This is a genomic window from Halodesulfovibrio sp., from assembly GCF_015482765.1.
Taxonomy (GTDB): domain Bacteria; phylum Desulfobacterota; class Desulfovibrionia; order Desulfovibrionales; family Desulfovibrionaceae; genus Halodesulfovibrio.
Window position 1 is genome coordinate 1 of record NZ_JADMLB010000012.1, and the last position, 19,746, is coordinate 19,746.

13 protein-coding genes are annotated in these 19,746 nt (G+C 44.1%); 8 read left to right on the top strand and 5 right to left on the bottom strand.

The annotated features are described in order from the left end of the window. The coding region (pgtP, locus tag QZY95_RS01635) for a phosphoglycerate transporter protein PgtP (protein WP_290918492.1) at window positions 1–1,233 on the bottom strand (1,233 nt) is incomplete at its 3' end. 825 nt (window positions 1,234–2,058) lie between these two features. Here pgtP and QZY95_RS01640 point away from each other — a divergent pair. Both QZY95_RS01640 and QZY95_RS01645 read left to right on the top strand, forming a co-directional pair. Then, the gene (locus tag QZY95_RS01640) at window positions 2,059–3,336 is read left to right on the top strand and encodes a double-cubane-cluster-containing anaerobic reductase (protein ID WP_290918495.1); all 1,278 of its coding nucleotides are present in this window, start codon (window positions 2,059–2,061) and stop codon (window positions 3,334–3,336) included. Window positions 3,337–3,338: 2 nt separating this feature from the next. Continuing rightward, a complete protein-coding gene (locus QZY95_RS01645) occupies window positions 3,339–4,103 on the top strand; it encodes an acyl-CoA dehydratase activase (RefSeq protein WP_290918498.1) in 765 nt (254 codons plus the stop codon). 88 nt (window positions 4,104–4,191) lie between these two features. Here the strand turns inward: QZY95_RS01645 and yqeC are convergent, their stop codons facing one another. From yqeC to QZY95_RS01660, 3 genes are read right to left on the bottom strand one after another with little or no spacing between them, the layout of a single operon-like run. Further along, entirely contained in the window at window positions 4,192–4,947 is a 756-nt protein-coding gene (gene yqeC / locus QZY95_RS01650) for a selenium cofactor biosynthesis protein YqeC (protein WP_290918500.1), read from the bottom strand. 3 nt (window positions 4,948–4,950) lie between these two features. Further along, on the bottom strand, window positions 4,951–5,757 hold the full coding sequence (gene yqeB, locus QZY95_RS01655) for a selenium-dependent molybdenum cofactor biosynthesis protein YqeB (protein ID WP_290918503.1): 807 nt from the start codon (window positions 5,755–5,757) through the stop codon (window positions 4,951–4,953). A 12-nt stretch (window positions 5,758–5,769) separates the two neighbouring features. Further along, window positions 5,770–6,384, bottom strand: a complete 615-nt coding sequence (locus QZY95_RS01660) for a nucleotidyltransferase family protein (protein ID WP_290918506.1) — start codon at window positions 6,382–6,384, stop codon at window positions 5,770–5,772. A 409-nt stretch (window positions 6,385–6,793) separates the two neighbouring features. Between QZY95_RS01660 and QZY95_RS01665 the strand changes: the two genes are divergently transcribed. The 6 genes from QZY95_RS01665 (at window position 6,794) to QZY95_RS01690 (ending at window position 17,919) form a co-directional block, all read left to right on the top strand. After that, the gene (locus QZY95_RS01665; protein WP_290918509.1) at window positions 6,794–7,663 is read left to right on the top strand and encodes an FAD binding domain-containing protein; all 870 of its coding nucleotides are present in this window, start codon (window positions 6,794–6,796) and stop codon (window positions 7,661–7,663) included. A gap of 12 nt (window positions 7,664–7,675) precedes the next feature. Further along, window positions 7,676–8,176, top strand: coding sequence for a (2Fe-2S)-binding protein (locus QZY95_RS01670; protein ID WP_290918512.1), 501 nt, complete (start codon window positions 7,676–7,678; stop codon window positions 8,174–8,176). After that, window positions 8,169–10,508 carry a molybdopterin cofactor-binding domain-containing protein gene (locus tag QZY95_RS01675; protein WP_290918516.1) on the top strand — a complete coding sequence of 780 codons (2,340 nt, stop codon included), beginning with the start codon at window positions 8,169–8,171 and terminating at the stop codon, window positions 10,506–10,508. Before QZY95_RS01670 ends, QZY95_RS01675 begins: the two co-directional genes overlap by 8 nt. 433 nt (window positions 10,509–10,941) lie before the next feature. Next, entirely contained in the window at window positions 10,942–13,191 is a 2,250-nt protein-coding gene (locus tag QZY95_RS01680; protein ID WP_290918519.1) for a glycosyl transferase family protein, read from the top strand. Then, window positions 13,191–16,877, top strand: coding sequence for a tetratricopeptide repeat protein (locus tag QZY95_RS01685; RefSeq protein WP_290918522.1), 3,687 nt, complete (start codon window positions 13,191–13,193; stop codon window positions 16,875–16,877). The genes QZY95_RS01680 and QZY95_RS01685 overlap by 1 nt, the downstream gene beginning before the upstream one ends. A 10-nt stretch (window positions 16,878–16,887) precedes the next feature. After that, complete coding sequence (locus QZY95_RS01690) at window positions 16,888–17,919, top strand: DUF4434 domain-containing protein (protein WP_290918525.1); 1,032 nt, start codon at window positions 16,888–16,890, stop codon at window positions 17,917–17,919. 321 nt (window positions 17,920–18,240) lie between these two features. On the opposite strand, the gene QZY95_RS01695 is transcribed toward QZY95_RS01690, so the two are convergent. Then, window positions 18,241–19,611, bottom strand: a complete 1,371-nt coding sequence (locus QZY95_RS01695; protein WP_290918527.1) for an aminotransferase class III-fold pyridoxal phosphate-dependent enzyme — start codon at window positions 19,609–19,611, stop codon at window positions 18,241–18,243. Window positions 19,612–19,746: the final 135 nt, after the last annotated feature.

The following is a 19,746-nucleotide window of genomic DNA, read 5'->3' on the forward strand; positions in this document are numbered from 1 at the left end:
CGCAATCCAACCTACACCGGAACCAGCAATAGCTGAACCGAATACGTAACCGAAGAAGCCTGTGAAGCCGGCAGCGGTACCAGCAGCTTTTTTAGGTACGAGGTCAAGTGCGTGAAGGCCAATGATCATGATTGGGCCGTATACGAGGAAGCCGATAGCAACGAGTGCAACGTAGTCGATCCATTTTGGACCGCTGAGGTTGAACCAGTAAACTACAACAAAGATAAGGGTCAGCGCCATGAAGAGCATGGTAGCCGGAGCACGTTTACCTTTGAAGATTTTATCAGACATCCAGCCACACACGATGGTGCCAGGAATAGCTGCATATTCGAAGAGTGACCATGCAATGGAAGATTCTTTAAAGGAGTAACCTTTAACTTCCTGCAAGTAGGTAGGAATCCAGTCAACTACGCCGTAACGCACGAAGTAGCAGAATGCGTTCGCAATAGCGATTGCCCAGAGGTATTTGTTAGTAAGAATGTGTTCGAAGAAGATTTCTTTGAAAGTAAAGGTCTCTTCGTGTTTCTTAGCGTCGTATCCTTCAGGGTAGTCGTTACGGTATTCTTCAACACTAGGAAGACCGCAGGACTGAGGAGTGTCACGCATAAGAAGGAAAACGAGCAGAGCGAGACCGGCAGCAATAAATGCGTTGAAGTAGAATTTAGCAGCCCAGTCGTTGAACATCATAACACCGAGGAACGCGAGGTTAGCAACTAATGCGCCGCCGATGTTGTGAGCTACGTTCCAGACAGCAACAGTCATGCCGCGCTCTTTAGTTGAGTACCAGTGAACCATGGTTTTACCACATGGAGGCCAACCCATACCCTGAACCCAGCCGTTCAGTGTCATGAGTACTACCATGAGGGTTACACTTTCAAATACCCATTTGTTCAAGCCGGTAAAGGCAAGAATGGCACAGGAAAGAAGGAGGCCACATGGAAGGAAGTACTTAGGGTTACTTCTGTCAGAGATAGAACCCATAATAAATTTAGATACACCGTACGCAATAGACAAACCAGTCATTGCAGTACCAAGCATAGCTTTTGAGTATTCCGGGTATTCTTTAAGAATATCAGGGATAGCAAGTGCAAAGTTTTTGCGTACAAGGTAGTACGCAGCGTAACCGATGAAAATACCAAGAAACACCTTCATTTTGTTTCTTTTGTATTCAGCATCAACTCGCTCTTCAGGCACGCGTGCAATGTGCGGTGCCGGCTTGAAAATACCAATCATCCTCTCTCTCCAAATAGGTTAAAGGTATAGAGCAGCAATTAATGAATAAAGTTGGCAACTAAAAGTTTACATTTGACTTTTTGTGTCAATGCAGAAGGTGGAGCTACTAGAAAAAAACCGATGTTGCAACGCTTTTGTCAACACTTTGTCACATTGCCGTAATATTATTTTTTTTACAAAAAATGTGTAACCGTATACATCGGGTCTAGTGTTCAAGAAAGTTAAATAAAAAAAAGGGATAATTTGTAGTAGTAAATGTTGTAGTAATGTATTGATGTAGTGAAAACGGTTTCTTTTGTAGTAAAAGAGTGTGTATAGCGGTCAGTTCTGCGTGGTGTTTATATAATTTCTTTATTTCTACATCAAAAAAACTGTAGCAATGGATAAAATTGGTGGTTATCAGCCTGAGAGGCGGAGTGAGTATTAGCTTTCATTTAGTGTAATGAGCGCGACTATAGTTTTTTATTGTTGCTATCGTGTTTATCAATGGGGTGGTGTGTCTATAAGTGTCTCAATATGTCTTACGATACATATTTGTAGATTTTTTTATGTCTCGAAGAATTTTTTTTGAAAATTTAGAAGGCACAGACAGGAAAAATTGACAAAAAACGGTAAGAGCCAAGAAATCAGGATTGGCTCTTACCGTTTTTATTTTTGGTTACCCCCGCTGTATTGATAAGCGTATTTTTAAAGACGGGGTAAAAGGGCAGGTTGGAGTATCTATCAGGTTTTATAATGAATTTTTCATAACAGGATTGTTTTTATCAATTTGTTTATCCCTTTAGGCGTGTGTATACGTAATTATTTCAATTTTAGGAGGTTACGATGAGCGACGCTGCACATACCGAGATGTGGGAAAAGTTAAATCTTGATATTTCTGCACATGATGGATTGTTGGAAGTTTTAGGAAAATTCTACGGGGATATTTATCTTTCACAGGAAAATAGACTGAAAGGAATGGAGTACCTCGACTTTGTTTTGTCAGAGGTACATGGCTTGCGAATTAAAGAACTTCAGGACGCAAAAGCCACCGGTAAAAAAATTATCGGTACATTCTGTGTTTTTGTACCGGAAGAGTTAACATTGGCTGCAAATGCAGTGCATGTAGGATTATGTTCCGGTGCAGATGCCGGCACTGACGAGGCAGAGAAGTTAGTACCTCGAAACACATGCGCACTGATTAAATCATTCATTGGGTTTAAACTTGCCCGTCTGTGTCCGTTTACAGAATCTTGTGATTTGGTTGTTGGTGAAACAACCTGTGATGGAAAGAAAAAGGCATACGAAGCGTTCGGTAAGCTTGTTCCAATGCATGTTATGGAAGTTCCGCAGACTAAAACTGATGATGCGAAACAACTTTTTAAATCAGAAGTGCTTCGATACAAGGCTGCTTTGGAAGAACTGACAGGTGTTGAAATTACTGTTGAGAATTTGCGCAAGTCCATTGCTATCGTAAACGAAAAGCGAAAGGCATTGCAGAGATTGTCTCGTTTACGTGCAGCTGATCCGGCTCCTATTTCTGGCCGTGATGCTTTGCTTATTAATCAGGTCTCATTTTATGACGATCCGGTGCGTTTTACCCAGTCAATTAATACGCTCTGTGATCAGATTGAAGAACGTATTGCACAAGGGGAAGGTGTGGTTCCTTCCGGCACTAAACGTCTGCTCCTTTCCGGTTGCCCGATGGCAGTACCAAACTGGAAATTGCCGTATGTTATGGAAAGTTCAAATGCTGTGATCGTTGGTGAAGAGTCGTGCATCGGCTCCAGAAATATCCGTGATCTCGTGGATGAATCTGGTGACTGTATGGACGAGATGCTTGATGCTCTTGTTGACCGTTATATGAAGATTGACTGTGCGTGTTTTACTCCGAACGACGAACGTATGGTCAACGTAGAGAATATGGTTTCTGAGTTGAAAGCAGACGGTGTTGTCCATTACGCTTTGTCTTTTTGTCAGCCATATGCTCATGAAGCTATTAAGTTGCAGAATGTGCTTTCTGAAAAAGGCATCCCTATGTTGAGTGTAGAAACTGGCTACAGCATGGAAGATGTTGAGCAGTTGAAAACACGTGTGGAAGCTTTTGTAGAGATGTTGGATTAACTATGTTTGCCGGCATTGATATAGGTTCCCGCTCGACAGAGCTTGTGTTGCAGAAAGAGGGAACCGTTATTCACAGGGCGCAGTTGCCGACCACGTTTTCTCCTCTTGAGCAGTGTCGCAAGTTGCTTGAAGGATATTCGCCAGAGTGTCTTGTTGCCACAGGGTACGGACGGGAACTGGTGAAAACGCTTGGGTTACCGTATCGAGTTGAAGCCATAACCGAGATTAAAGCGCACGCACTTGGTGCGCATGCGTTGTTTCCGGATGCTCGTACTGTTCTCGACATAGGAGGACAAGACACCAAGGCAATTTCATTGAACCCCAAAGGCGGTGTCCTTCGTTTTGAAATGAACGACCGTTGCGCCGCGGGAACAGGGAAGTTTTTGGAATACACTGCAAACGTATTTCAAATTAGCATTGAAGAGTTTGGTGCATATGCGTTGAAGGGGAGTAATCCTCCAGTTATTAACAGCATGTGTACGGTTTTTGCGGAAACTGAAGCAACTTCTTTGATGGCTCAGGGAGCGTTACCGGAAGATATCGCGTTAGCACTTCACACTTCAGTTGTTCGCCGAACAAGCACTATGCTGAAAAGAGTTGGGCTGGCATTTCCTCTTGTGTTTTCAGGCGGTGTTGCAAACAATGCCTGTATCCGTAAATTATTGCAGGAAGACTGCGGTGAACAGGGAATACTGTGCGTTGCGGAGGAGCCTGATATGTGCGGTGCCTATGGAGCCAGCTTGTGGGCGGAGCGATGTTGCTCGTAGATATTGTTTTCGTCATAAAATAGAAACGATAGAAAGCCTTGTGGTATATTCACAGGGCTTTTTTTATGGATGGGTATCTTGGGACGTATCATATTGGATTGATATGGTTTGCAAGAACAGAACAAGAATACCATGAGGGAGCGCCATTAGCGTTTCGTAATTGTGAGCGCAAGTCGTTAATTATGTGCTTTGCGCCAGTGAGGTCGGCTTTATTGAGGAATACATAGCGGGAGGCGGTGGAAGGGCAGAATTGAAATAAGCCATTGGGATGGTCTGCAAGCGCGATCAGATGTTCGGGGAGGATTTGCGTCTCAGGCATGCATTCCGTGCACTTTGAAAACAGGACAGAGCGATGAACATTTTCTTCTGTGAGTGGGGAAAATACGGCATCAAGCCCCATTACTCCTATACAGATATTTGTTTCGGCAGGAATAACGGGTTCCCGTGTGTTTGGAGCTTTGAGGGGCTTGCGTGCAGCACCGTCTGCTTCGACAAGTATACAGTCAGCAATGCCGGCCTGACATAGCTTCGAGATGGTTTGTTTAGAAAGTCCGATCAATTTTTTGCAATCTGGATTGAATGATTCCGCGACTGTTACAAGGGGGTATGAAGTCAGTGCGTTGTTTATCTCAGTAAAGAAGTCCGGTGAATGTTTTTGCAGAACAGTTGTTCCGTTTTTGGGAGGAAACATCTTAGTAGTTGTTGTGACTATTATACGTTTACCTGCTTTGGAAAAATGTTGAGCAAGCCAATACATGATGGATGTTTTTCCACCTGCACCGATGAGTGTAATCATGGTCGGGGGAACAGGAAAAATATTGTTGAGAGAAGAGCTATCCTGCACTGCTTACTCCGCAGTCAGTAGACGGGCGCATAGTATTTCAAGCACAGCACCACCTACGGCGAGTGCTTTGTCTGACACTTCATCACAATACGAAGGAATATTGCGAGGGTCGATGTCGGCTATTTTGGTTCCCTTTTTTACACTCGTGTTATTGGGAAGAAGACCGCGTAAGACTCCTGAAATAGAAGCTCGCACAGGGGTATCGTTGATATACCCGACAAGGTCGCTTTTAAGAATATGATTACCGATATGATTGGTCGTTGTGAAAGTGCCAGCCTCTGTCGCCCAGTGAACCCGTTCTTTTGTGAACCCGTTTACAGAGCCCGGGATGCCTGTATTGGGGATGGCAGAACCTTCGGTAATGGTTCTTCCCAGATAGTGTCCCCGTTTTGTTTCAACTACGGCATGAACATCTTTTCCCGCGGTAAAACCGGGACCAAGTCCAATGACGGTTGGAGCCATATCCATATGGGTTCCAATATTTTTTTTGGCGATGATCGCGTCAATTACTACATCTGGCTGTAGTGCCTCAATCATGCTTCCGGCAGGGTCGCAAAACAGGGGAATTCCACCTGTGTTCCAGATGGGATTTATTTGCTTTTGAGTTGTACAGCTGGTGGCTGTCACTTCCTCAACGGATGCCGTGCGGTTATACACTGCTTCTGAAAAAACGACTGTACGTCGAACAGCAAGGGGCTCTGCTGTTTCCAGCATAATAATATTACGTAGACCGGCACGGTAAAGGCGTATTGCAACACCGGTTGCCAGATCGCCGGCTCCTCGTATCAATATGGTAGGGGATTTTGTCATATGTTGCTCATTCTATTCGTAGTTATTCAGAAGCATTGCATACTGCTGAGGAGTATCAATATCAAAAAAAGGGCCGACATCATCTAGTTCAACCATACGTTTAGGCGTGTCTGACAGGGTAAGAAGTGGTCGTGCTCCAGTATCTCCACTCAGATTCAGTATTTTTGTGAAGTAGCTTGATGGAATAGTTACCGGATTCCCCCGTATTGCTTGGTGGCGAGGAATGATCCAATGGTCTGGGGAGTTAGAAAAAACTGTTAGCAGGTGATTGATTGTTGCGGTTCTGATGAGAGGGAGGTCTCCTAACAGCACCATGACTCCCTGCATTTGCGGCGGGATATTCTGTAATCCTGTTTTCAGAGATTCTGCCTGCCCATCTTTCCTGTTGATGCTGTAAGCGACAGTGCAACCCGTAAGCGACAGATGTTCTTCAAGTCTTGAATGTTCAGGAAGAACAACGGTGACAGATGATAAGTGTGAATTGCGGGCAGCATTCACAACATGCTGTACCAGCGGTAAGCCTTTGAATGGTAATAGAAGTTTGTCGTTTCCCATTCGTGACGCTGTTCCGGCAGCTAAGATGATTCCTGCTGTAGTAGCGGTGGACAGTCCGTTGGATTTTGTCATGGCATGTGCGTTGTTTTGGCTTAGATTTATGAAACAGTATGTATTATGATGTACTGTTTATCAGTTTGAAATCAATGGGTTTAGTGAATCCTTTTTTATAAGGCCAATTCATCATAAAAAAACGAGGGTTGGCATGAAATTTTATTTTTATAATAAAAAGCAGGGTGAATTTTTTTCAAAAGGTGTGACAACTGATCACACCTTTTTTCTTTGTAAAAGCAGATTGTTATCGACAATTTGTTCGTATTTTATTGTTAAGGGGTTATAATCAAAAAACTATACAGAGTAATTATAACAGCCTTATATTTAAATATATATGTATGGGTGTTTTATCTTTTTTAATCGTAACAGCAGCCCTAAGGAGAATACTTTTTACCGCTGCTCGTGTTTACCTTTTTGGAGGCACAATATGGTTCAGGATTATGTTTTCCCGGGAACAGTTGAACAGGCTGTTGCTATGCTTGCGGAGTCTAAAGGTCGCGCCAGAGTTATTGCAGGGGGCACAGACCTTGTTTTGGACATGCGTGATGGAAAGATTACAGCAGATAAGCTAGTAGACCTTCGTGCAATTGACGGTATGCAGCGCATAGTTGAGCACGATGATTCTATTTCTATCGGGGCAAGCGTCACCCATTCACAGATTGTTCGATCTACGTTGCTTCGGCACCATGCTCCGGGGTTAGTAGATGCATGCCGTAAGGTCGGCTCCTTGCAGATTCGCAATGTAGCAACTGTTGTGGGGAATGTTGTAAACGGTAATCCGGCTGCGGATGCTGCTGTAGCTCTTGCCTGCCTTGATGCTACTGCAACCGTCGTTGATGAGCAGGGGACAAGGACAATTCCATTCAACGAGTTGTATGCAGGAATATGTATTTCATGCATCAACAGTTCGTGTCAGATCGTTACACAAATTTCGTTTCCTAAGAAGAAAGCTGGTGAAGGCTCTTCATATATTCGTATGGAGCAGCGCAAAGCTTTGTCACTCCCGATGCTCAATGTTTCATCGAAAGTGCGTGTTATTAACAGCCAGTTTCAGGATGTGCAGCTGTTGATGGCACCTGTGGGTGCAGGCCCTCAGCATGCTGTGACAGCAGAAGATTTTTTGATGGGTAAAGATATTACAGACGAGAATATTCGTCAGGCGGGTGTGCTGGCCAGAGAACAGGCTACGTTTAGAAGCAGTGCCGTCCGTGGTTCCAAAGAATATCGCATAGGAGTACTTCCTGTATGCGTGGAACGGGCATTACGAGCGGCAATTGCGGATGCGCAGGAAGGGTAAAAGGGAGGTTTCATGAATACTAAACTTATTTCGTTTGTGTTGAATGGCGAGCCGGTGTCTGTCCGAGTAGACCCTTTTGAGCTGTTCGTCGATGTGCTGCGTGAAAAGCTGCAACTGACCGGAACGAAAAAAGGATGCGGTGAAGGTGGCTGCGGCTCCTGTACCGTGCTTATAAACGGAGAAGCAGTAAATTCATGCCTCTTGCCTGCCATGCGTGTTGAAGGAACGTCTATTCAAACTATCGAAGGCGTAGAGGACAATGGTGAGCTTCATCCGCTTCAAACAAGCTTTATTGAAAAGGGTGCGGTTCAGTGCGGTTTTTGTACTCCCGGTATGATTATGTCGGCAAAGGCATTGCTGGATAAAAACAAATCCCCGTCTAAAGAAGAAATTTTGGAGGCGGTCTCCGGTAATATCTGTCGTTGTACCGGCTATGTAAAGATTGAAGAGGCAATTGAAGACGCAGCAAAAACGCTTCGAAAAGCGGCGGTAAAAGGAGAAAGTCATGGCTAATTTGCGAGCGGTTGGGAAAAGCGTAGATCGTCGTGACGGTGTTGATAAGACAACAGGCCGTGCTCTTTTTACCAGTGATATGACATTCCCCGGAATGCTGCATGCAAAAGTGCTGCGCAGCCCGCATGCGCATGCCCGAATTGTTTCTATTGATACCTCGAAAGCTGAAAAGTTAGATGGCGTTAAAGCCGTGATGACGCATAAGAATGGCCCGAAGAATCTATTTAATGCGGCTGCTCCTATGTTTCTAACTGTTTCAAATCTTGAACGGGTGCTGGATCAGTATTTGTTTGATGAAATAGTGCGGTATGTTGGCGATGAAGTTGCGGCGGTTGCTGCTACAACAGAAGCTATCGCAGAAAAAGCTCTGTCGTTAATAGAGGTAGAATACGAGTTGCTTCCGGCAGTGTTGGATGCTGAAGAAGCTATGAGCGAAAATGCTCCGGAATTGCATGCGGGTAAAGGGTGTACCCCGGAAGGAAAAAATATCCCGGGTGAAATTATCCGGATTCCATACGGTGACGTAGAAAAAGGGCTGAAAGAATCAGACGTTGTTATCGAAAAGTCTTTTACGTTACCGATTGTTAAACAAGTGCAGATGGAAACTCAGAGTGCTGTTGCTCAGGTAAGCGGCAGCGGTGATGTGACAGTGTGGTCAACGACACAGACACCTCATCCTTCCCGCGCTATTTTAGGGCAGGTCTTCGGTATTCCCGCAAGTAAGATTCGTGTGCTTGCTCCTCCATATGTTGGTGGCGGTTTTGGCGTACGCATCGGGTTAAGCGGTTTAGCAGAAGCCATCGCCTTGGGCTTGGCATTACAGGCAAAGCGTCCTGTAAAAATGGTATACTCTCGCAAAGAAGATTTTATTGCATCAGACACTCGTCATCCGGCTACTGTTACCGTCAAGCTCGGAGCAAAAAAGGATGGCACATTCCACGCGCTGGATTTGAAAGGGATTTTTAACACCGGTGCTTATTGCGGCTTTGGAACCGAACTTCCCGGAGTCTGCGGGGCAATGACCCTTGCGATTTATCGTATCCCGCATCAACGTTATTTGGGACATAGCGTATATACCAACCGCACAAGCTCCGGTGCTATGCGTGGTTTTGGTAATCCTCAAGGGAACTTTGCTCTTGAACAGGTTGTGGACATGATGGCGGACGCGTTGGGCATGAGTCCGTACGAACTTCGTTTGAAAAATATTATGAAGGTCAATGATCCCTGGTGCCTGCCGTTCCCATGCTTGAGCACGGAGCTTGCCGAGTGCATGAAGCAGGCGTCAGAGAGTATTGGTTGGGAGAAGAGAGAGTCCCTAAAGGCTTCAGCACCGCACAAAGTGCGTGGTATGGGTATGGCTGTGGGAACACATGTAAGTAATGCATGGCCGTTTTGTGTAGATTATGACAACGCGTATTTTACTGTTCAGTCTGACGGAACTGTACATGTTGCCTCCGGTGTGCCTGAAATGGGTACAGGTGTGTGCACTTCATTGATTCAGATTGCGGCAGATGCCTTCGGGATAGACATGGACAGAATCTCGTTGTCGTTTGGCGATACGTTGACGACTCCGTTTGATATCGGCAGCCATGCCAGCCGTACCTGTTATGCAGCAGGTCTTGCTATTAAAGAAGCAGCAGAAGATGCACGTGCGCAGATCTTTGACTATGTTGCTCCGTATTTTGATGTTACCCCTGAAATGGTAAGTTTGCAGGACGGGTACGTGTTCGTTTCATCTCTTTCTGATCCGGATGCGGCATCTGTAGTTTCTTTGGATGATGTAAAAGAGCATAAGCAAAGCAAAGTGTCATTGGAAAATATCGCGTACCACGCTCATGTACGAAACAAGCAGTTTATTAGTACAGGCAAGATAGTTCCAAAGAATGCACCGCCTTGGCATGTATGTTTTGCTGATGTGGAAGTGGATACCGAGACGGGCAAAGTGGATGTTCTGAATCTTGTGGCAGCACATGATGTGGGAACTGCCGTGAACCCGATGATCGTTGAAGGGCAGATTGAAGGCGGTGTAGTTCAAGGGTTAGGCTATGCGCTTACTGAAGAGATCCGCTACAATGACAGTGGAGTTCAGACTCACAGTAATATGCATAGTTACATGCTGCCGACAGCAGAAGATATTCCACCTATGAAATCAATCATTGTGGAATCTCATGATCCAACAGGGCCGTTTGGAGCAAAAGGTGCTGGTGAGTGCAGTTTGGTTTGTCCGGCCTCAGCAATTGCCAATGCTCTTGCAAATGCAACTAATATTCGCTTTACGGAACTGCCGGCAACTCCAGAAAGGATTTTTGCGAAACTTCATCCACAAAACTAATTAGAAATTATTAATAATTACAGATTTCTACAGAGATGCTCCTCCGAGGGCTTTGTGAGAAGATGTAATTGTATATAGCCTTACTTGCGAAAAGCCCTGATGTAATCAGGGCTTTTTTTATGGCTGTTTTCTTAGATGATGACGGGGGCGAAAGAGAATTGCATGAAGATAATGGTTATGAAAGGGAAAGTACTTGATGAAGGCGGGTGTTATGATTGCATATATAATAGGAAAAGAGTGTATTAATTGTATGTTACAGTAACGTGCAGGTTATATGCTCGGAGTTTGTATAGGGTTAAGCATGGTCATAGCCATTATATATAAACAGAGAGTTGTTTCTTCCACTTTTCTGAGTAGGTGTTCTCCTCAGTTGTAACGGACATAAATGCTGTGTTGATCGGGATTCATGTAAAAATAATTAAATGGGATGCATATGTTAAATGAAGTAGGGATCATTCTATTTTTGGTATTAAAGATCGTCTTTATTTTAATTGCATTAATCTTTGTTATCAGCGGGATCGATGAGTTCTTTATAGATCTTTGTTACTTCTTCCGAGAGACCTATCGAAAGATATTTATTACCAGCCATCATAAACGGTTAACCGAAGAACAACTGTTGGCAAAGCCTGAACAGTCCATAGCAATTATGATCCCTTGCTGGGATGAATCGTCGGTTATTCGTCGTATGCTTGAGAATACAATTAAAACTGTCACATATTCAAATTATACGATTTTTGTGGGAACGTATCCGAATGATGCGGCAACCCGTGATGAAGTCGAAAAAGTTCGAGAACAGTTTGGCGGGGTGGAATGTATTGTAACTCCCCATGAAGGTCCTACTTGTAAGGCCGATTGTTTGAACTGGATTTATGATGGAATTCTTGCCCACGAAAAAGAGCACAATAAGAAGTTTGATATTTTCGTGTTAGAAGACTCCGAAGATATTCTGCATCCACTCTTATTAAAATTGTGCAACTACATTATTCCGAAACTCGATATGGTTCAGTTGCCTGTTCACCCCATGCCGCGACATTGGACTAATTTTACCGGTAACCATTATCTGGATGAATTTGCAGAAAGCCATACTCGAGACCTCATTGTTCGCGAGGCTCTGACAGGTGCTATTCCTTCTGCTGGAGTAGGGACAGCATTAAGTCGTCGTACGTTACAGCTTGTTTCTGAAAAAAGTAAATTTGAGCTGTTTGATACCAAGTCACTGACAGAAGATTATGAGTTTGGACTTCGAATTAAAGAGCTTGGTTTGAAGCAGGCATTTGTTCGGCAGTGGGTATGGCGAAATCGAATGGTTTCCGGAAGGTTAACAGGTACTCCCAAACAAAAAAGAGTGCAGGAATTTATCTCGATTCGTGAATATTTTCCAAACACTTTTCATGAAGCGGTTCGACAAAAAACTCGCTGGGTAATGGGCATTGCATTGCAAGGCTGGGAGCATATGGGATGGAAGGGCGGTCTTGCATCACGCTATATGTTATGGCGTGACAGAAAGACTCTTGTAACCAACCTAGCAAACTTTTTAGGTAATATTCTCTTTGTTCTAATTTTAGGGCTGTTTATCTACAACATGGTGACAGACACCTATATGCTTCCGCCACTGGTGGACGATTCGTTAGAGTCTGTTGTTATTATATCTATTTGTATGTTCTTCCTCTTCTGGAGAATCTTTATGCGCATGGCGTTTGTGGTGCGAACATACAATTGGTTCCAAGGGGTACTTTCAATTCCTCGTTTATTCTGGGGGAACATTATCAACTTTATCGCAACGGTAAAGGCTATTTCACAATACACTAGAATGCGAGCAACGGGTAAACCGATTGTTTGGGATAAGACCTGTCACGTATATCCTTCAGAGACAGAGTTACGAGCTTACCGCCGTAAGCTCGGTGACCTTCTGGTAGACCGACACTTCCTTACTATTGAACAGTTGCATACTGCTTTGAAAGAAAAAAGTAAGTCCCAAAAGAGGCTTGGCGAAGTTCTTGTTGATCTAGGCTATATTACAGAAGATCAGCTGGTACAGACTCTTGGGGTGCAATTTAGTTTGGAAACACATGAAGTTGATCCGTATAGTACTCCTCTTGAATTGTTGGAACTCATTCCAGCCAGACTTGCTGTAAAATATAAAGTTTTCCCGATTGCTTTAGAGAATGGCCGGCTGATTGTAGCAACGAATGACATTATTGATGAGAGTGCCTTGCACGATCTTGAAAAGGCATTGGGGTACGCCATTACACTGCGACTGGCGACCCGAAGTGATATTTCATTTGCGATACGCAGAGGGTATGAGCGCAAGTTTAATATTAAGCACTCAGACTTTCTTGGCAAAATGCTTGTTAATGAAGGGAAAATTACTTCTGAGCAACTGACAGAAGCACTACGTGCGCAGCGCAGACAATATCTTCCTCTTGGAGAAATTTTAGTAAGACAAAAGGTGCTGACAGAAGAGCGATTTGCTGAAGCGAAAAATGAGTTCCTTGAGCAAACGGAATACAAGCGGATTGGAGAGTATTTGCTTGCCCGGGAAATAATAAGCGCAGCACAGTTGAATTCAGCACTGAAGCAACAAGAAAAACATAGTCCTTTGCTTGGTGAAGTGCTTGTACAACAAGGGGTTATTTCACCGAAAACCCTTGATCATTACCTTAGCGTTTGGGAGATCAAGTAATGTATCGATTTATTACTGTTATGACCTTGTTAGTGTTGTTCTCCATTCCAAATGTTGTACTTGCGGAACCCGCTCCTGTTAAAAGAAATTGGATTGAGCGGCAGATAATACACTTGAAAGTGTATCCGCATAGGGCAAAGGCCTATAGTTATCTCAAAGAAGATAAGCCGAAAGAAGCTGCGGCGGAGTTTGCCAAGGTTCTTGAAATTGATCCTTATGATACAAATGTACGTTTGGATTATTCTCAAACGTTGTATGACCTTGGTGAATATTCTCAGGCAAAAGTTCAGGCTATGGAAGTTCTCAAGCTGTTACCGGAAAGCGGTGGGGCTTTGATGCTTGCAGTAAGTTCTTTGCAAAAGTTGGGAAATAATTCGGAAGCGTTGGATTTACTGCTTGGCACGTTAAAGAAAGGTGTTCTTTCACAAAAGGCACAGGAAAATGCTTTTGTCAGTGCGGTTGATCTTCTTATTAAACAAAAAGAATATGCATTGTTATTGAATGTAGTGGGTAATGAAAAGAACATATTATTCCCTGCAAAACACGACTATATTCTTGGTCTCGCTTATAAAGGGGCAGGAGAGCTTGATAAGGCTCGAGCTGCTTATGAAAAAGCCTTGGCATATACAGGGGATGATGCCCTTTCAAAAGAAGACAGGCTTGTTGCATTAAGTGATGTTGCGGATATTTTGATTCAATCTAAAGAGTACGATAAAGCGCAGAAGATTTTGCTTGAAGCTCGTACTCTTGCTCCTGATTTAATGTCCATAACTTACCGATTGGCAGAGATTTCATATGATACAGAGCAATATGAAAAGGCATTGCAGTGGATAAATCTCTCCTTAAAAGATGAGCAGACTTCGAAGCAGCTGTTGCTTAAAGCATTTATTTTAGAAGAGCTTGGTGAAAGTGCACAAGCGTTGATTCTTTTTGACAGGCTTGTGAAGTCAGCTTCTACAAAAAAAGAAAAAGCAGAACTTTTTATTCAAAAAGGTTTTGTTGCCATGAAAGTGGGGAATAATGAAGCGGCAATACTAGCATTTAAAGAGTCTATATCTGTAATGCCTACAACAGAAGCCATGGAAGCACTTGCGACAGCGCAGGGACTAAATGGCGAGTGGGCAATGGCAGTAGAGACGTATACATTGTTGCTTTCTCATCTAAGTGATGGAGCAGAAAAATCCCGTGCCCGTATGCAGCTTGGTATTGCATACATTAAGCTTGGTAATGATTCTGAGGCCATTTCACAATTGGTTAAAGCTAGAGACTCCGGTCATCTTTCAGCAAAAGATCAGGAAGCAGTTTTGCAAAATCTTGGATTTTTGTATTACCGCTCTAAACAATATGCAGCTGCAGAAAAGGCTTTTCTTGAAGCATTGGCACAACAGCCGGACAATGATGAAACATTGTTGGCATTAGGACGTGCACAGCTGGATGCGGGACAATATAAAGATGCGATTGAAACCTTTACGAAGCTTGATAAACAGCAGCATGACTTCGCAGTCTCAATGCTTCTTGCCTATGCATATGAGAAGGATGGGCAGCCTGCCAAAGCTGCAGCAATCTACAAGTCAGTGCTTGAGTCTGAAATATTGCCGGGTGAAAACACCATGGTTGTGCTTGAACGTATGGCCACTCTTGAAAGCGTGTATGGCAGAAAACAGGCTGCGGGAGATCTTTACCTTAAAGCGTATGACGCTGCTGAGAAAAAAGATCCAACATTACTGCTGCGAGCTGGTGAATCGTATTATGGTGCAAAACAGTATCCAAGCGCATTGCAGGTTCTTCATAGATATCTGAAAGTAGCCCCTAACGCTGATAATTATCAAGCCTACAGTATGATGGGTGCGATATATTCAAAGCAGGGGAAAACTGCAGAAGCAATATCTGCATACAAGAGAGCGCTTGCTTCTTCAAAGTTAACTCCTAAACAACGCAAAACCATTTTGGTAAGTCTTGGCTACATGTCTATTGCCATGGGAAAAGTAGACGAAGGTGTTAACTACATGCAGCAGGCAATTGCTGTCGGTGGTGAAGACATGCAGCTGCGGCTAGAGATTGGTTTAGCTTTGTATAGTGCTGAAAAGTATCCAGAAGCTATAGAGCAGTTGCGGCGGGCTAAAGAGCTTGGAGCCGGGTACGAAGCAGATACCACACTTGGTTTCTGCTATGAAAAACTTAATAAGCCCGGTCTTGCTCTGCATTACATGAAACAGGCAGAGCTCAGTGCTCCACCAGATGTATTGCTGAAGTCTGATGAGATATACAATCAGCTTGGTTTTCTTTATTCGAGCGAAAAAAGTTACCTGTGTTCCATTGAATATTATCAGAGAGCATTGTGTGTTGTTCCTCGCCCTCTGACAGTGTTTAAGCTTGGACAGGTTCAACGGTTAGCAGGGCAGCATGGTGCTGCTGAAGCAACTTTGCTTTCAATTTCTCCTGAGCAACTGGAATCTGCTGAAACACGTATGCTCTATTACGAAGAGCTTGGACGGATCTACAAAGACGCTGAACAGTATGAGAAGGCGCAGGAAATATTCCGTAAGGGTATTGCCGAACAGGAAAGTGCAACAGGTTTTTACCTGTTAGGTCAATCTCAGGAAGCTGTGGAAGACCATAAAGGCGCTATTCAGTCGTTCCAGCGGGCAGTAGATTTGAATCCTGCAGAGCCTTACAAAACTTCACTTGGCTACGCATACTACAGAGATGGTGAGCTTGAAAAAGCAGCCTTAATCTTTGGAGAACTTCTTAAAAATGACTCTGATTATATAAGCCTTGCGGAAGACTTAGCGCATATTAACAAACAGTTATGTCGCAATGATTTGTCGGTAGCATGGTTTAAAAGAGCCATTGATAACGCAGAGTATTATCCAAACGAGACAGAGGATTCTCTCCGTCGTAAAATCTATGATTTTAAAGAAGAGATCCGTTACATAACAAACCGTTGGGACATTACAGGCTTCTATTCTTATTCACCGGATGATGCCAATTTCTTCTCAGATGCTCAGGGTGTTCAGGTAGGTGTATTGAATAACACTGCCGGTGTTGAAGTTGCCTATATTCCTCCAAAAATTGGTTTCCGTAATGCGCGGATTTTTGAATTGATTGCGCGTGTGAGCGTTAATCGCCTTGACAATGGTGTTGTAGATTTTGATGCTGATGGCACACAGGGTGCCGCAGGTCTCCGTTATAAGCCGTTTTCAGATTATAATCTTGCCGTTGGCGTAGAGCGTCTTTTCAGAATTGGAGACAATGCTGAAGACAACACTCTGGTTCGAGTTATGGGATCGTTAGATGACGGCTGGGCAATGAAGGCTGCTGAGTCTAATTGGAACTATACGTTCCTGTATGGTGAGTTTGATCAGTATGTTGAAGAAGATTCCCGATCCGTATTTCTCATTCATGGTCGTCAAGGCTGGACATGGAATGTTGCTGATCAATTGCTGATTTCTCCTCATGGCTACATTACGTATCAGGATGTTTTGCCTGACCGCGACGGGTTGAGTCATGTTGAAGGCGGGCCGGCAATTTCTTTCCGCTGGCTTGAAGGTGAAGACGAGTACATTTCTTATAAAAGAGAATGGGAAGTGCTCGTTCGGTATACTTTCGGCAAATACACAAAGGACAACAATGATGGCAACGACGATTATTCCGGCGTGAGTGTCGCGTTGAGATTTAACTTCTAGAGGGTGCAACATGATACGTCGTCTTTATTTGATTTTAGGTGCTTGTGTTCTAGCTTTGTCCCTTGTTTTCCCGAGCTCTGGTTTTGCAATGCAAGGTGTTTCAGGAACCTTCTTTCAACCCACTAATGCGATGAAGTCGTGGGATGATACAACCTGGGATACTCTTTTTGCGACATATCAACGACTCGGTATTTGCGAAATCATTGTTCAGTGGGTGGTCTTTGAAGAAGGAGAACCTGACCCCGAAATTACTCCGGAATCAGCAGAGGCACAGGATGCAGCAGATACAAAACAGGCCGTAGTGCATGACCTTTCTGTTATTGAAAAAGTACTTAGCTATGCAGAATGTTATGGCATGCATGTTACTATCGGTGGGTTCTTTATCAATTCATACTGGACCAGATTGAATGCCGAGCCGGAGATCCTTCAGGTGCATCTTATGCGAGTCCGCAGGGAAACCGTGAAGGTTATAGAGCAGCTTGCTCCACGTTTGACATGTTCTCCGGCTTTTGCCGGATGGTATCTATCTCAGGAAATTGACGATCGAACTTGGTTGGGTAAGCAGCGTTCGGCTATTTTATGTACATTTATTAAAGATATGTATCGGGAGCTGGATGCACTTGTTTCTAATCGGCCAATGTCCATTTCTGCATTTTCCAATGGTTGGGCGTCACCGCAAACACTTGGCGAGTTTTGGCGAACTGTTGCTGATGAAACAGGTATAGTGCGTGTGCTTTTTCAGGATGGTGTAGGTGTAAAAAAACTTACTGTTGCTGAAGCACCAATTTATTTGAATGCACTTCAGCAGGAAATGGCTGGAGCCTGCTGTGCTATTCAACCTGTTGTTGAAATTTTTACACAGTTGGAGGGAGATGTTTTTAAAGCAGAACCTGCTTCTTTGAAACGTATCAAAGCTCAACTGCGTGAAGAACTTCCGTTTGCTCCTAATGGCGTGATGCTGTTTAGCGTTGCTGAATATATGAGCCCTATCGGGGGTGAAAAGGCTGAAGCATTGCTTCATAAGGTGCTTACTGAAAGATAAACGAGCGTGAAGGGTGAGCTGTTTGTGTGACAGTTCCTATGTAAGATATGTGAAAAAGCCCGCGCAGTGTGTACTGCGCGGGCTTTTTGGTACGGGGATAAGCTGGATTCTCTTGCTGCGATGAACCAACTCTGTTTATGCATGGATAACTGGTGTCTTCCATAGACGCAGGCCGCTGTCATGAACTATCAGGACGACAGTTGCCAGAATGATGTACTGCAGTGGGTTAGCTGCAAAAATGATAAGCAGACATGCACACCAGTTTCAATGGTATGCATGTCTGTTATGGGTTTGGTGGGCGCTGGTAACGCCTGTTAGAAGCTATAGCGCTGCCAAAGCGTTATCTACAGCAGAAATGATTTCATCGATTTCAGACTTTGTTGAGATGAGTGCAGGGCTGAAGCAAAGGTTGTTATTGTATTTTTCAAAAGAACGGTTAGTGCGGCCGATGATAACGCCGTTTTGCATGCAGTGACCGGCAATTTTCATTGTGACGGATTCATCAACAGGTTCTTTTGTTTTTCTATCGGTAACAAGCTCCATGCCTTGGAATAGTCCGACACCGCGAACATCACCAATGATTTCGTATTTGTCCTTCAATTCAAAGAGACGATCCTGCATGTATGCACCCATAGTGGTAACATTTTCAAGCAGGTTTTCTTCTTCTACAATACGCATATTTTCCAATGCAGCAGCTGGACCTGCTGTACAGCCGCCAAAGGTAGAAATGTCACGGAAGTAGCGCTCACGGTCTGAAGGGTCAGCTTTAAACTGATTAAAAACGTCTTCTGTGGTTACGGTGCAGGAGATTGCTGCGTAACCGGAAGCAACGCCTTTTGCCATTGTTACGATATCCGGTGTAAAGTCGTAATGCTGGTAGCCGAACCACTTGCCTGTACGGCCGATCCCGCAAACTACTTCATCGATATGGAGAAGCACGCCGTATTTATCACAAATCTCACGAATTATCGGGAAGTATTCTGGTGCAGGTGGAATAACACCGCCGCCGGCTGTAATCGGCTCAAGGATGATACCGCCTACAGTGTCCGGATCTTCTTTCAACAGCAATGTTTCTAATGCATGTGCGCACTCTATGTTACAGCTTCCGTATTCTTTTCCAAACGGGCAGCGGTAGCAGCAACAGTGTTCCAGTTCTGAAAAGCCTGTGAGGAATGGACCGTACTGCGCTTTTCGTTCTGATTGGCCTGTAGCACTGAGTGCAGCGATAGTTGTTCCGTGGTAGTCTCTGTCGCGGTAGATAACTTTATGTTTTTTCCCGTCATTGTTGAAATGGGCAAGCTGACGGATCATTTTGAAAGCTTTTTCGTTCGCTTCAGAGCCGGAGTTTGAATAATATACACGGCTGAAGCCAGGCATTTTATCTACGAGTCGTTCTGCAAAATTTGCAGCAGGAACGTTACCGGCACTGTTTGCAAAGTAGCAAAGTTTTACCAGCTGATCGCGGACTGCGTCTGCTATGGATTCACGTCCATACCCGACGTTAACTGTCCATACCCCGCCGGATACGGCATCGAGATACTCATTTCCCTTTGCGTCGGTAATACGCATGCCTTTACCTTCAACAAAAACAGGCGGGTCATTTTGCTCAAATGGTTTGTGCTGGGTAATGTGGTGCCAGCAGCAGTCTTTATCTTGTTGTACGGCGTTGGTTGGATCAATTAATTTACTCATAGTTTTTTCCTTGTGGACAGATAGATTGACATGACGGAGCGGATATCCGTCATACCTTGAAAGTTACAATACCATGACGACCGGAAAATCTGGAGGGAGATTCTCCGGTCGTTTTGTCAGCAGAATAGACTTCGT

Bases quoted from the DNA above. Each gene is read 5' to 3' on its own strand.
- QZY95_RS01675 (WP_290918516.1), top strand. From the start codon at position 8,169: ATGGCTAATTTGCGAGCGGTTGGGAAAAGCGTAGATCGTCGTGACGGT.
- QZY95_RS01670 (WP_290918512.1), top strand. From the start codon at position 7,676: ATGAATACTAAACTTATTTCGTTTGTGTTGAATGGCGAGCCGGTGTCT.
- QZY95_RS01665 (WP_290918509.1), top strand. From the start codon at position 6,794: ATGGTTCAGGATTATGTTTTCCCGGGAACAGTTGAACAGGCTGTTGCT.
- QZY95_RS01695 (WP_290918527.1), bottom strand. From the start codon at position 19,611: ATGAGTAAATTAATTGATCCAACCAACGCCGTACAACAAGATAAAGAC.
- QZY95_RS01685 (WP_290918522.1), top strand. From the start codon at position 13,191: ATGTATCGATTTATTACTGTTATGACCTTGTTAGTGTTGTTCTCCATT.
- QZY95_RS01680 (WP_290918519.1), top strand. From the start codon at position 10,942: ATGTTAAATGAAGTAGGGATCATTCTATTTTTGGTATTAAAGATCGTC.
- QZY95_RS01640 (WP_290918495.1), top strand. From the start codon at position 2,059: ATGAGCGACGCTGCACATACCGAGATGTGGGAAAAGTTAAATCTTGAT.
- yqeB (WP_290918503.1), bottom strand. From the start codon at position 5,757: ATGACAAAATCCCCTACCATATTGATACGAGGAGCCGGCGATCTGGCA.
- QZY95_RS01645 (WP_290918498.1), top strand. From the start codon at position 3,339: ATGTTTGCCGGCATTGATATAGGTTCCCGCTCGACAGAGCTTGTGTTG.
- QZY95_RS01690 (WP_290918525.1), top strand. From the start codon at position 16,888: ATGATACGTCGTCTTTATTTGATTTTAGGTGCTTGTGTTCTAGCTTTG.
- QZY95_RS01660 (WP_290918506.1), bottom strand. From the start codon at position 6,384: ATGACAAAATCCAACGGACTGTCCACCGCTACTACAGCAGGAATCATC.